Annotated in this window: 11 protein-coding genes; 3 read left to right on the top strand and 8 right to left on the bottom strand. The window is 67.4% G+C overall.

The annotated features are described in order from the left end of the window. Positions 1-14: 14 nt before the first annotated feature. On the bottom strand, positions 15-929 hold the full coding sequence (locus ACWMMN_RS20790) for a LysR family transcriptional regulator (protein ID WP_059239610.1): 915 nt from the start codon (positions 927-929) through the stop codon (positions 15-17). 847 nt (positions 930-1,776) lie between these two features. Here ACWMMN_RS20790 and ACWMMN_RS20785 point away from each other — a divergent pair. Continuing rightward, on the top strand, positions 1,777-2,514 hold the full coding sequence (locus ACWMMN_RS20785; RefSeq protein WP_059239608.1) for a sulfite exporter TauE/SafE family protein: 738 nt from the start codon (positions 1,777-1,779) through the stop codon (positions 2,512-2,514). A 191-nt stretch (positions 2,515-2,705) separates the two neighbouring features. Beyond that, positions 2,706-3,647, top strand: coding sequence for a LysR substrate-binding domain-containing protein (locus ACWMMN_RS20780; RefSeq protein WP_059239606.1), 942 nt, complete (start codon positions 2,706-2,708; stop codon positions 3,645-3,647). A gap of 159 nt (positions 3,648-3,806) precedes the next feature. On the opposite strand, the gene ACWMMN_RS20775 is transcribed toward ACWMMN_RS20780, so the two are convergent. The 3 genes from ACWMMN_RS20775 to ACWMMN_RS20765 are packed head-to-tail and all read right to left on the bottom strand — an operon-like array spanning position 3,807 to position 6,239. Continuing rightward, a complete protein-coding gene (locus tag ACWMMN_RS20775; protein WP_486423879.1) occupies positions 3,807-4,997 on the bottom strand; it encodes an FAD-dependent oxidoreductase in 1,191 nt (396 codons plus the stop codon). After that, the gene (locus ACWMMN_RS20770) at positions 4,994-5,164 is read right to left on the bottom strand and encodes a rubredoxin (protein WP_059239601.1); all 171 of its coding nucleotides are present in this window, start codon (positions 5,162-5,164) and stop codon (positions 4,994-4,996) included. The genes ACWMMN_RS20775 and ACWMMN_RS20770 overlap by 4 nt, the downstream gene beginning before the upstream one ends. 19 nt (positions 5,165-5,183) lie before the next feature. Next, positions 5,184-6,239, bottom strand: a complete 1,056-nt coding sequence (locus ACWMMN_RS20765; protein ID WP_486423878.1) for a Rieske 2Fe-2S domain-containing protein — start codon at positions 6,237-6,239, stop codon at positions 5,184-5,186. Positions 6,240-6,650: 411 nt separating this feature from the next. Between ACWMMN_RS20765 and ACWMMN_RS20760 the strand changes: the two genes are divergently transcribed. Then, a complete protein-coding gene (locus ACWMMN_RS20760) occupies positions 6,651-8,030 on the top strand; it encodes an amino acid permease (protein WP_340624714.1) in 1,380 nt (459 codons plus the stop codon). A gap of 28 nt (positions 8,031-8,058) precedes the next feature. Here the strand turns inward: ACWMMN_RS20760 and ACWMMN_RS20755 are convergent, their stop codons facing one another. From ACWMMN_RS20755 to ACWMMN_RS20740, 4 genes are all read right to left on the bottom strand, one after another. Continuing rightward, complete coding sequence (locus ACWMMN_RS20755) at positions 8,059-8,637, bottom strand: NnrU family protein (RefSeq protein WP_059239595.1); 579 nt, start codon at positions 8,635-8,637, stop codon at positions 8,059-8,061. Between the two features lie 300 nt (positions 8,638-8,937). Beyond that, positions 8,938-9,534: a TfoX/Sxy family protein gene (locus ACWMMN_RS20750; RefSeq protein WP_486424084.1), complete on the bottom strand. Its 597-nt coding sequence runs from the start codon at positions 9,532-9,534 to the stop codon at positions 8,938-8,940. 95 nt (positions 9,535-9,629) lie between these two features. Then, positions 9,630-10,739: a malate/lactate/ureidoglycolate dehydrogenase gene (locus ACWMMN_RS20745; protein WP_174992432.1), complete on the bottom strand. Its 1,110-nt coding sequence runs from the start codon at positions 10,737-10,739 to the stop codon at positions 9,630-9,632. 60 nt (positions 10,740-10,799) lie between these two features. After that, positions 10,800-12,254, bottom strand: a complete 1,455-nt coding sequence (locus tag ACWMMN_RS20740) for a M20 family metallopeptidase (protein WP_059239592.1) — start codon at positions 12,252-12,254, stop codon at positions 10,800-10,802. Positions 12,255-12,267: the final 13 nt, after the last annotated feature.

Below are 12,267 nucleotides of genomic sequence, written 5' to 3'. Positions count from 1 at the left end.
GAAGCGGCGCGCCGCTAGCGGGCGATCGTGTCGGCAACACGTGGCGCGCAGATATTGCGCACGCAATCGCGCAGCCATCGATGCGCGGGGTCGCGATCGAAACGCGGGTGCCAGATCTGCGAGACCGTCAGGTCCGCGATCGCCAGCGGCAACGTAAAGCTGTGCATGCCGGCGCGGGACCGCTCGGTTTGCCGCTCCGGCACGTTGGCAACGAAATCCGAGCTGCGCGCGAGCGACAGCGCGGTCGGGAAGCTCGACACGACGGTGGTCACCGAGCGCGCGACACCGAGCGATTCGAGCAGTGCGTCGATCGGGCCGTGGAATTGCCCGCGGCGCGACACGCTCACCTGCGGAAACGACGCGAAGCGCTCCGGCGTGACTTCGCCGGTCGCGAGCGGATGATCCATGCGGACCACGCCGATGAAACGGTCGCGAAACAGCGCCTGCACGCGCAACTCCGGTCCGGCCTGCCCGATCACGCCGACTTCGAGATCGATGTCGCCGTTGCGCAGCGCATCGACATGCTTGTTGGGTTTGGGTGCGAAGCGCAGCCGCACGTCGGGCGCCGTGCGCGACGCATGCTCGAGCAGCGCCGGCGCAAACGTTTCGACGAACGCCTCGTTCGCGCGGATCGAGAACGTGCGCTTGAGCGTGCTCATGTCGACCCGCTCGCACGGACACATGACCGAGTGCGCTTCCACGACGAGCGCATGCACCCGGTCGCGCAACTCGAGCGCACGCGGGGTCGGGACCAGATCGCGCCCTGCCCGCACCAGCAACGGATCGCCCGTCATCACCCGCAGCCGCGCGAGCGAGCGGCTGAGTGCGGACGGACTGAGGCCGAGCGCGTTGGCCGCGCCCACCACACTGTTCTCGGACAGCAATGCGTCCAGAACGACAAGAAGATTGAGGTCAATGGAAGTCGCCATGTTGCGCCCATGCTGTGCTGTCGGAACTGGCCGGCCGATGGGCCAACGGCATCGTGCCTCGGGCGTATGTGCTCCGTGATCGCGCTAGACCGGAAATCGGCAGTCGCGCCGCCGAGCTTGACGCACGACCGTGCGTCCGCCGAAGAGGCGTGCGGTGAATGGCGGGGAGGATTTGTGCCGCTGAGAAAATCCGCTGCGGATTTATTGCACTTGTGAACGATTGTGCACCGCGCTGCAATAAATCGCAACCCGATGCGATGCACATTCGATTTAAATGAAATGATGCGCACGAATGAACAATAAAACTAACCGATTCAATTGCGCCGACCCACGAATCCCTCGCGCAGGCCGGCGAAGCAAAGCCTGCGCCAGGCACGCCAGGCGCGGCCCGCCCGCGCCGATTCCGGGTGCGGTACCGCACATTCTGCGCATCGCGACCGAATGACAGAACTTTTAAACTCCTCTATTGACATTGACACCGGCATTCCGATTTATCACTCGCCCGTTTCACAAAACAAATCCCGATCGGGCAATTTGCGCGTGCGTCCCTGCGATCCGGGAAAATCCGTTTGATTGCCCGTCCAGCCCCCTTTTCGACTCGATCGCCATTGCTCGACAATACGGCCGGCGCGACGTATCCGCCCTGCCCGCGCGCGCCTGCGTGCGTGTAGGCATGAACCCCGACACCGCTCCGCACGTTCGTGTTGCGCGCCGATCCGACGCACGGTGGCCGCTGCATCGTCCCGGCAACCGTTTCCCGCAACCGCGATCCTGCATTACCATCGTGCGTCCGCCGCGTTTGCCCGTTTACGGCAAGCGAGCCCGCCACCTTTCCCGTTGCGCACCGATGCTCGCTCTCGTCATCCTTGCCGGCCTCTGGGCCGGCCTGCAGAACACCCTCGCCGGCGGCGGCTCGTTCGTCACGCTGCCCGCGCTGATCGTGTCGGGCATGTCGCCGCTCGCGGCGAACATCACGTCGACGGTCGCGCTGTTTCCCGCGCAGGTCACGACGGGCTGGGCGAGCCGGAAAATGGTGCGCGGCGCGGGCAAGCTGTCGTTTCGCGCGCTGTTCGTGATCAGCGTGATCGGCGGTGCGCTGGGCGGCCTGCTGTTGCTGAAGACGCCGTCGTCGATCTTCTCGCGCCTCGTGCCGTGGCTCGTGCTGTTCGCGACGATCGTGTTCGCGTGGGGCAGCTTCTTCCGCAAGCCGCGCGAAGGCGCGGCGCACCTCGGCACCGTCCCCGCCGCGATCTCGCAGTTCATGATCGCGATCTACGGCGGCTACTTCGGCGGCGGGCTCGGTTTCCTGATGATGGCCGTGCTGACGATGGCCGGCCTGTCTCCGCGTCACGCGATGTCGACGAAGAACGCGCTCGCCGGCGTGATGAACGCATCGGCCGTCGTGCTGTTCGTGACCTCGCCGCACCTGCACTGGGGCTCGGCGCTCGCGCTCGGCGGCGGCGCGATCGTCGGCGGGCTGCTCGGCACGTGGGCGCTGCATCGCGTGAACGAACGCGTCCTGCGGATCGGGATCGTCTGCATCGGTGTCGTGCTGACCGTCGGGTTGTTCGTCAAGCCGATCTGACGCTGAAACGGCCGGCGCCGGCGCACCGGCATCCGCTCCGCCGCCATGGCTTCGCGAACATAGACGCGATATCCGATCCGTTATGAGGCCCGCCGCGCAAGGGCCTCCCGAGCGGCCTCGGCGATTCGCTCGATTGACGGTCGAAATATCGCTGCGTATACATCGGTGAACGATCCCCCACGGCAGCCGGCATGTCCCGATACGTCATCGACGCACATCTTCTGAAGATTCTTCATACGCTCATCACCGAATCGAGCGTCTCGCGAACCGCGGTCCTGCTCGGGCAATCGCAACCGACCATCAGCGTCGCATTGCGACGGCTGCGCGCGATCACCGGCGATCCGCTGCTGGTACGCAGCGGCAGCCGGATGGTGCCGACCAGTCATGCGCTCACGCTCGTCGAGCCGCTCGACCAGGCGCTCGCCGGCATCGCGGCCGTGCTGAATCCCGCGAGCACGTTCGATCCTGCCACAACGCGCCGCACGTTCCGCATCGGCTCCCCCGACTATCTCGACGTGTTCTTCCTGCCCGCGATCGTCGATGCGTTCAAGCACGAGGCGCCGGGCGCGCGCATCGAGTTCCAGCACCTGATGACCGTGGACGGCGGATACGAACACGCGCTCGAAAGCGGCACGCTCGACCTGGCGGTCGGCAACTGGAGCACGCCACCGCAGCAACTGCATCTGCAGCCGCTGTGCCGCGACGATCTCGTGTGCGTGCTGCGGGACGATCACCCGATCCGGCCCGGCCGGCTCACCGCGGATGTCTACCGCGAAGCCGATCATCTCGGCGTGACCACCCATCATGCGACCGGGCTCGGTACGATCGACCGCGAACTCGCGCGCGGCGGCCTGTCGAGAAACGTCACGACGACGATGCCCTATTTCGGCATGGCGCCGTACGTGCTGATGCGCTCGAACCTGCTGTTCACGACGACGCGCACGCTCGCGATGCACTCCTGCAGCCTGCTGCCGCTGCGCATCGAGCCGATTCCGTGCGCGCCGCAGGCGTTGACTTACTACCAGCTCTGGCACGACCGCACGCATCGCAGCGCCGCCGCAGTCTGGTTGCGGCGCCTCGTGTCCGGCGTCGCGAAAAAGCTGGTGCCCGAAAGCGCCCGCCATCCGCATTGACAGACAAAAAAGCCGCGAGCAAACGCTCGCGGCGAAGAACGAACGGATCCGCGCATCATCGTGCGGGTCGCGTCCGCGACAGGGGTCGGTCAGCGAAGAGGCTGCCTGTCGAAGGCGCATCTGGAGAAGCGCCCTGTCAGGTCCGGCGCGACGCGCGGGCTAGTTCGCCGCGTCGCCGGCCATCGTCTTCAGCAGCGCGGCTTTTTCCGCCGTGGCCGCGTCGAGCAGCGCAAAGCCCGTGATGCGCCCGGAATCCGGATCCGCACAAAGCGCACGCGTCGCGTGCGGCGCATCGCCGATCCCGACCTCCGTGGTCCAGCGGCCGCCACCGTCCGCCGCGACGACCACCGCAGGAATCGCCGGTGTCTTGACGACGATCGGCATCACCGGAAAGGCCACGCGCGTCGGCGTGCCGTGCAGACACAGCGCGAGCGCGCGGGCCGCGTGCATGATCGGCAGCACATAGGGCCGGACACGCCCGTCGATCGCGGCGCAGTCGCCGAGCGCAAAAATGTCCGGTGCGCTGGTACGACACCATGCGTCGGTCACGATCCCGTCCGCGACGTCGAGCCCCGCGTCCCGCGCCAGCGCGATTCTCGGCGCGAGTCCGACCGCCGAGATCACGAGATCGGCTTCGACCTGCCCGCCGTCCGTCAGCGCAAGCCGGTACCCGCGTGCAAGACGCGCAATCGACTGCACGCCCGTGCCGAGTCGCCACTGCACGCCCGCGTCGCTCAGCGCCTGCCCGAACACGCGCCCGGCCTCCGCCGGCAGCAGCCGCGACAGCGGCGCGTCCGCCGGGTCGATCACGGTGACCGTCAGCCCTGCCGCCACCAGGTCGTTCGCGAATTCGCAGCCGATGAGCCCCGCGCCGAGCATCGCGACCGAGCGGCAGTCGCGCAGCCCGCCGCGAAAACGCGCGTAGTCGGCCAGGTCGTTGATCGACAGGACATCGTCCGCACCCTCGCCTTCGCAGCGCACCCGCCGCGCGTCCGCGCCGGTTGCGAGAACGAGCGCGCGATAACGCTGCACGTCCCCGTCGTCGAGCACGATCGCGTGCTTCGTCGAATCGATCCGCCGCACGGTGCATTGCGTCCGGATCGTGGCGCGCAACTGGTCCGCCATCGTCCGCGCATCGGCCATCGCCAGCTGGTCGGGCGTCTTGCGTTGCGCAAGCGCGTTCGACAGCGCCGGTTTCGAATAGAAACGCCCGTCGTCGCGGCTGATCATCACGAGCGGCGTGTCGCCGTCGAGCTTGCGCCACTCGCGCGCCACCGTATAGCCGGCGAGGCCCGTGCCGACGATGACGACCGGGTCGCCCGGGTTCCCTGAGGTTGCGTTTGCATTCATGCCGGCACCACCTGCATATCGAAATCGTGCTTGCCGGTCGCGCAGTCCGGACACATCCAGTCGTCCGGCACGTCTTCCCAGCGCGTACCGGGCGCGATTCCGTGCTGCGGCAAGCCTTCCGCCTCGTCGTATCGAAACCCGCAAATCACGCATTCCCAGATCTTCATCGTCTCTCCCGTGGGCGGTTCAGCGCGCATAAGCCTGGCCGAGCCCGAGTTCGCCGAGCGCGCGCCGATACGCGCCCGACGACCGATCGGCGAGGATCGGCGCTTCGTGCGCGCGGTCGATCGGCAGATCTTCCGGGCACTGTTGCTCGACGATCTCGCGATCTTCCTCGAAGACCTGGCGATTGAACGCATAGACGTCATCGAGCGGCAGGTCGTGATCGAAATTGCGCGCGATCGGCACGAACAGGCGCGTGAGGCGCGCCGAAACGGGGCTGGCCGCATTCAGGATCGCGAGCCGGCCGCCTTCCGGAAAATGCACGGTGAGGCGCGCGAAGAACGGCACGTCGACCTCGAACACGCGCCGCCACAGAAAACCGTCGGGCGCGCGATGCTGCATCGACTTCGGGAAGTTGCTGACCGTGCTGACGTATTCGGCGTGCAGGCCGTTGTCGCGCCGTTCCACCGAGTACTGCGGCACGACCGGATTGCGGCGGTCGGCAAAGCTCTCGTGGTGAATCCACGCGAAATGCGCGACGTCGATGAAGCCTTCGGTCTGCCGGCCGGCCGATGCCTGGATATCGATCGACGGCGGCAGGATCTGCTGGAAGCCCGCCGTGTCCCACGCGGGAAAATCCGGCAGCGGCAGTTCGCCGCCGCCCAGCGACACCCACACCAGTCCGTACGCCTGCCGCGCGGCGTAGGTCGTCAGGCACAGACGCTCCGGAATCGGGCCGTCGGGCTGCGACGGAATGCGCACGCACTTGCCGTCCGCCGCGTATTCGAGGCCGTGATACGGGCACACGAGCCGGTCGTCGACCACCCAGCCGCGGCTCAGCGGCGCGCCGCGGTGCGGGCATACGTCGCGTGCGGCGACGATCGCGCCGCCGGAACGGAACAGCACGACGCGCTCGTCGAGCAGCGTCACGGCGAGCGGACGGTCGGTCACGTCGCTCGCGAATGCGACCGGATGCCAGTAGCGGCTCAGGATTTCCCAATCGCGCACGTCGAACGTGCAATGGCGGGGCGGAACCGGCGCGCGTGACCGCGTCAGCGGCACGACCTGGGTAGGCGTCATACGTGTCTCCATCGATGCGTTGTCGTCGACGCGGCCACCGCCGAACCTGCCGACGTCACCGCGTGAATGCAACGATATCGAGAGACCGCCGCTGCTCCCATCGCCGCGCCTTCATGTAGTTCATGTCGACGCGGGCATGGACGAACCGGCAATTGATGAGCAAACCGCAAGATGTCTTTCGCATATCTCGTTTGCCGTCGCGGCGGTGTCCGCCCACAATCCGGTGTTGCCGTCGTCATCGCCCTCTCGCGGGCACCGACCGGCGCACCGTGGCCGTCATTCCGATTCACCGCCGGCGGCCGCGCACATCGCGTCACACACGCTCCCCCGACATCGGCGCCCCTGCGGCGGCAGAACGTTGCCGCCGCGCCGCCCGATGCGTTCCCGGCCAACAATAACTAGAGGTAGGAGATGCAGGACAATTCTTTGAGGCAAAGCCTCAAGCAACGGCACATCACGATGATCGCGCTTGGCGGCGTGATCGGCGCGGGCCTGTTCGTCGGCTCCGGCGCCATCATCGCAACGGCCGGCCCCGCGGCGATCCTGTCATACCTGATCGGCGGCGTGATCGTCACGCTGGTCATGTTCATGCTCGGCGAAATGGCCTCGCGCAATCCCGACAGCGGATCGTTCTCCACCTATGCGAGCAGCTATCTCGGTGAATGGGCCGGCTTCGCAGTCGGCTGGCTGTACTGGTTCAAGTCGATGATGACGATCACCGTCGAGGCGATCCTGCTCGGCGCGATCCTCCACGATTTCCTGCCGTGGCTGCCGATCTGGGGTGGCGCGCTGTTCATGCTCGTCACGCTGATCGCGAGCAACGCGTACTCGGTGCGCTCGTTCGGTGAGGCCGAATACTGGCTGTCGTTCGCGAAGGTCGCGACGATCATCGTGTTCATGGCGCTCGGCGCATCGATCCTGCTCGGCTTCCAGCCGCGCATTCCCGCACCGGGGCTCCTGAACCTGACGGATCACGGCGGCTTCATGCCGAACGGCATCTCGCCCGTGCTCGCCGGCGTGATGGTCGTGATCTTCTCGCTCGGCGGCAGCGAGATCGCGGCCGTAGCCGCGGGCGAATCGGAAAATCCAAGCAAGAACGTGATCCGCGCGATCAAGAGCGTGATCGTGCGCGTGATGGTGTTCTACGTCGGCTCGGTGTCGATCCTGATCCTGTGCATGCCGTGGACCGACAAGGCCAACCTGAAATCGCCCTACGTGTCGCTGTTCAGCATGGCGGGCTTCACGGGCGCGGCCGTCGCGATGAAGGTCGTGCTGTTCGTGTCGTTCATGTCGGTGATGAACTCGTTCCTGTTCTCGAACTCGCGCATGCTGTTCTCGCTGAGCCAGCGTGGTCACGCACCGGCGATGTTCGGCCGCACCAACGCGAAAGGCGTGCCGATGAACGCGCTCGTGCTGTGCCTCGCGATCTGCGTGTCGATCCTCGGGATTCACTTCGTGAGCGGCGGCGACCTGTTCCTGATGCTCGCGAAGAGCAGCGGCGCGTTCGTGATGATCGTGTGGATCTTCATCATCGTCGCGCACTTCGCGATGCGCCGGCAGATGAAGCACGAGCAACGTGACCCGACCGCGTTCCGCGCGTGGTTCTATCCGGTGTCGAACTGGGTCGCGCTGCTGGCGCTCGTCGCCGTGCTCGGGTCGCAGGCGTTCAACCCGGATTCGCGCTTCCAGTTCTGGTTCACGGTGTCGACGGCGCTCGCGATCGTCGCGGCGTACTTTCTGCGGCGCAGGCAGCCGTCGTTCGGGCAGGCGCCCGGCGCAAAGGTGCGTTGACCGGCGGCCGGCTGCCCGGCGTGCGCGTTCAGCCGAACGGCCGCACGCCGATCAGCGGGCCATGCAGGAACAGCGCGAACACGGCCCAGACGACGAGCCCGCCCAGCACCGCGACGATGTCGCCCGACAGCCCGCCGGCCGGGTAGCGGACGCCGTCGCGGCGATCGCGCGCGCGCGACACGACGAAATCGACGATCGACCACACGAAGAATGCGCCGAACAGCACGACCGCGTGCACGGTGCCGTTCACGAGCAGGTGCGCAACGGCCCAGACCATCACGCCGGCGAGCATCGGGTGTCCGACGAGCGTCTTGATCCGGTTGCGCGGCACGTACGACGCGGCGATCAGCACGAACGCGACCGCGGTCAACATGCCCGTCAGATGGCGCACGCCGACCGGCGACACCCACAGCAGCGTCGCGCCTGCACGGGCCATCCCGTATCCCCAGATGATCAGCGCGAAGCCGACGATCGACGCGATCGCATAACCGCCCTTCCAGCCCTTCTCGCCGATCCGTTCGATCGTCGCGGACCGCCAGCCGTCGGCGACGATCCGGATCGAGTGCACACCGAGGAAGATCGCTAAACCGAGAATCAGGACGAGCATCGACTGTCTCCGTCTGGAATGATGAGTGGGGAACGTCTCCCGCGCGGCGTACGATGCGCCGTTCGCGGTGCCGGCGGCGAGGCCGGCGGGTCACGCCAGGCACGGGCGCAACCCGCGCGATCATAAACGCCGGGGCCGCCGTTGTGAAGCATGCAGGATGTGCAGCGCATCAAGCCTGACGCGTTCGTACGCGTGATCGTAAGGGCGCGCAGCCATACAGCACACCGATCGCCCGATGATGGGCACGCCTGAAAGAAAGGAAAACGAAAATCGCGAGGCTGTCGCGTCGTGCGACCGGGACTACGTCTGCTTGCGCTTCGCCGGGGGGGTGGACGCCGGTACAGGCGACGATTTCGATGCCGGTTTCGCTTTCGGCACGGAGGCCGGTTTCGGCGGGGATTTCGCCGCCGCTCTGGATGCAGGGTTCGGCTCGGGCTTCGGCGACGGTTTCGGCGCGGATTTGGCCGCAGGTTTGGGCGCAGGTTTGGGCGCAGGTTTGGGCGCGGATTTCGGTGCTGCCTTCGGTGCTGCCTTCGGTGCTGCCTTCGGTACTGCCTTCGGTGCTGCCTTCGGTGCAGCTTTCGACGCGGATTTCGGTGTCGTCCCCGCACCCGCCTTCGACGCCGGTTTCGGCACGGCCCTCGCCTTGCGCTTCGGCGGCCCCGCCAGCAAAGCCGCGCGATACGCGCTGCGGCACCAGTCGAACAACGCGCCCGCATCCTCGAGCACGTCGGCCGGCGTTTCGTAGTAGCCCTCGAGCGCGACGGTACGCGTGGGCCGCGCATACGAGAACGGCCCCATCCCCGCCGCGACGAACGCCGGGCGGTTCACGTCGTCGACGCGCAGGAACAGCGACCCGCGCGACATGAAGCCGAACATCACGCCGTCGAGCCGCATCGCCGCGCCGCTGAAGAACCGCGCGACCGTCACCGCGCCGAGCGGCGCAAGCTGATATGCGATCTCTTCGCCGTGCGCCTTCTCCGACTGCCAGCTCATGCGGATGCCTCGCAGCGCTGCGTCCACGCGTCAAGCTCGGCGCCGTCGAATCCGACGGCCGCAGCGCTCTCGCGAATCTGCCGCCACGTCGCACGGTCGACCGGAATGCCGGCGGCCCCGCGGGCGGCGCGGCTCGCTTCCTCCGGCTCGCCGGGCACCAGTACCGGCGCATCGCCGGCCTGCGGCGACGCCTTCGCCCATGCGACGAACGCATCGGCTTCGCGCTCGGCATCAGCCGCGTCGAACGCGCTCGGGTCGATCAGCACCGACAGCATCCCGTTGACGATCGCACTCGTCTTCTGCAGCGTATCGCCGTACGTCGTATGCCCGCCCACGAGCGCGCCGCCGAAGATCTCGCACATCGCCGCGAGCGCATACCCCTTGTGCAACCCGAACGGCAGCAGCGCGCCGAACGGCTGCTCGTGCATCACGGCCGGATCGTCGGTCGGCTGGCCGCGATGGTCGATCAGCGACCCGGCCGGCACGCGCTTGCCCTGGTTGTAGGCGACGCGCGTCTTGCCGTACGCGATCGCGCTCGTCGCGAAATCGAGCAGCAGCGGCGGCTTGCCCGCCCGCGGATACGCGGCGCAGAACGGATTCGTGCCGAAACGCGGATCGGTACCGTGCAGCGGCGCGACCAGCAGGTCGCCCGGCACGTTGACGAAATGGAACGACACGAGCCCCGAGCGCGCGCACTGCTCCGCCCAATGCCCGATACGGCCGAGGTGGTGGACGTCGCGCAGCCCGACCGCGCAGATACCCATGCGCCGCGCGCGCTCGATCCCTTCGACCATCGCCTCGAACGCGATCACCTGGCCGAAACCGCGCCCGCCGTCGATCGACAGCACCGCGCCGCCGTCGCGGACGATCGACGCGTGCCCGTTCAGTTGCAATTGCCCTTCCCGCCACGACGCGACGTAGTTCGGGATCATCCCGATGCCATGCGAATCGTGGCCCGCGAGATTCGCGCCGACCAGATGATCGGCGACGAGCCGTGCCTCACGCTCGCTACTGCCGGCCCGTTCCCAGAGCGCCGCGACGAATGCATGCAGCGGTTCGGCGCGCATGCGCGGCGGATCGGTATCGGGCGTCGGCAGTGCGGTCATCGGCAACACTCCATCAAGTCGGATCGGGTCGGGAAATCGGCACGTCGGGCGATGCGACGGTCAGCGCGCGGTCGCGATCACGTCCGCAACGGCCGCGGTAAGCTTCTTCGCGTACGGCACATGCAGGAACTCGTTCGGGCCGTGCGCGTTCGACTTCGGCCCGAGCACGCCGCACACCATGAACTGCGCGGACGGGAAGCCTTCCTGCAGCACGTTCATCAGCGGGATCGTGCCGCCGAGGCCCATGTACGCGCAATCGGCGCCAAAGTGGCGGCGCGACGCGGCGTCGAGCGACGACGCGAGCCACGGTGCGAGATCCGGCGCGCTCCAGCCCGTCGCGGCGCCCGCGTCCGGCTTGAACGTGACCTTCGCGTTGTACGGCGGATCGAGTTCGAGCAGGTCCTTCAGCTGCTGCACGGCCTGCGCGGCGTCGACGAGCGGCGGCAGGCGCAGCGACAGCTTGAACGCGGTACGCGGACGCAGCACGTTGCCCGCATCGGCGAGCGCCGGCATGCCGGCCGCGCCCGTCACGGACAGCGACGGACGCCACGTCGAATTCAGCAGCGCCTCGCGCGGATCGGTCGTGGTCGGCAGCACCGGCTTGCCGTCCGCGCCGCACGCCCACGGCAGCCCCTTCCACACCATGTCGCCGAGAATCGCGGCAGCCGCTTCGGCTTCGCGCACGCGGCTCGACGGAATCTCGCAATGGAACACGCCCGGCAGCAGGTTGCCGTTCTTCGCATCTTCGAGACGCTCGAACAGCTGGCGCATCACGCGGAAGCTCGACGGCGCGATGCCGCCGTACACACCCGAGTGAATGCCTTCTTCCAGCACCTCGACCTGCAGGTCGCCGGACACGAGCCCGCGCAGCGACGTGGTGAGCCACATCTGGTCGTAGTTGCCGGCGCCCGAATCGAGGCAGACGACGAGCGACACCTGGCCAAGCCGGTCGCGCAATGCGTCGACGTACGGCAGCAGATCGTAGCTGCCCGACTCTTCGCAGGTCTCGATCAGGCCGACGCAGCGCGGCCGCTCGATGCCCTGCTCGTCGAGCGCGCCGAGCGCCGCGAGGCTCGCGTAGATCGCATAGCCGTCGTCCGCGCCGCCGCGGCCGTACAGCTTGCCGTTCTCGAACTTGGGCGTCCACGGGCCGAGGTCCGCGCGCCAGCCGTCGAATTCGGGCTGCTTGTCGAGGTGGCCGTACAGCAGGATCGTGTCGGTGCTGCCCGAGCGCGTGGCCGGCGATTCGAAGAAGATCACCGGCGTGCGGCCCGGCAGGCGCACGATCTCGAGCTTCAGGCCCTTCACGGGCTGCCGCTCGGCCCACTGCGCGGCATCGGTGACGACGCGCTCGAGATAGCCGCGCTTCGCCCAGTCGGGGTCGAATGCAGGACTCTTCGCGGGGATCGCGATGTAGTCGGTCAGCGCATGGAGGATTTCATCGTTCCACTTGCGCTCGATGAAGGTAACGAGCTTGTCATGGTCGAGGACGGGGGTAGTGTCGACGGAAGTCATGGTGGGGGTGCCT

This window comes from Burkholderia cepacia complex sp. TUM26381 (genome assembly GCF_057439935.1).
This window is presented reverse-complemented; position numbering and strand designations above follow the sequence as displayed.

Excerpts from the sequence above, each read along its gene's own strand:
- ACWMMN_RS20760 (WP_340624714.1), top strand. The coding sequence starts at position 6,651 with ATGCAGGACAATTCTTTGAGGCAAAGCCTCAAGCAACGGCACATCACG.
- ACWMMN_RS20740 (WP_059239592.1), bottom strand. The coding sequence starts at position 12,254 with ATGACTTCCGTCGACACTACCCCCGTCCTCGACCATGACAAGCTCGTT.
- ACWMMN_RS20780 (WP_059239606.1), top strand. The coding sequence starts at position 2,706 with ATGTCCCGATACGTCATCGACGCACATCTTCTGAAGATTCTTCATACG.
- ACWMMN_RS20765 (WP_486423878.1), bottom strand. The coding sequence starts at position 6,239 with ATGACGCCTACCCAGGTCGTGCCGCTGACGCGGTCACGCGCGCCGGTT.
- ACWMMN_RS20775 (WP_486423879.1), bottom strand. The coding sequence starts at position 4,997 with ATGAATGCAAACGCAACCTCAGGGAACCCGGGCGACCCGGTCGTCATC.
- ACWMMN_RS20750 (WP_486424084.1), bottom strand. The coding sequence starts at position 9,534 with ATGCGGCTCGACGGCGTGATGTTCGGCTTCATGTCGCGCGGGTCGCTG.
- ACWMMN_RS20745 (WP_174992432.1), bottom strand. The coding sequence starts at position 10,739 with ATGACCGCACTGCCGACGCCCGATACCGATCCGCCGCGCATGCGCGCC.
- ACWMMN_RS20785 (WP_059239608.1), top strand. The coding sequence starts at position 1,777 with ATGCTCGCTCTCGTCATCCTTGCCGGCCTCTGGGCCGGCCTGCAGAAC.
- ACWMMN_RS20790 (WP_059239610.1), bottom strand. The coding sequence starts at position 929 with ATGGCGACTTCCATTGACCTCAATCTTCTTGTCGTTCTGGACGCATTG.
- ACWMMN_RS20755 (WP_059239595.1), bottom strand. The coding sequence starts at position 8,637 with ATGCTCGTCCTGATTCTCGGTTTAGCGATCTTCCTCGGTGTGCACTCG.
- ACWMMN_RS20770 (WP_059239601.1), bottom strand. The coding sequence starts at position 5,164 with ATGAAGATCTGGGAATGCGTGATTTGCGGGTTTCGATACGACGAGGCG.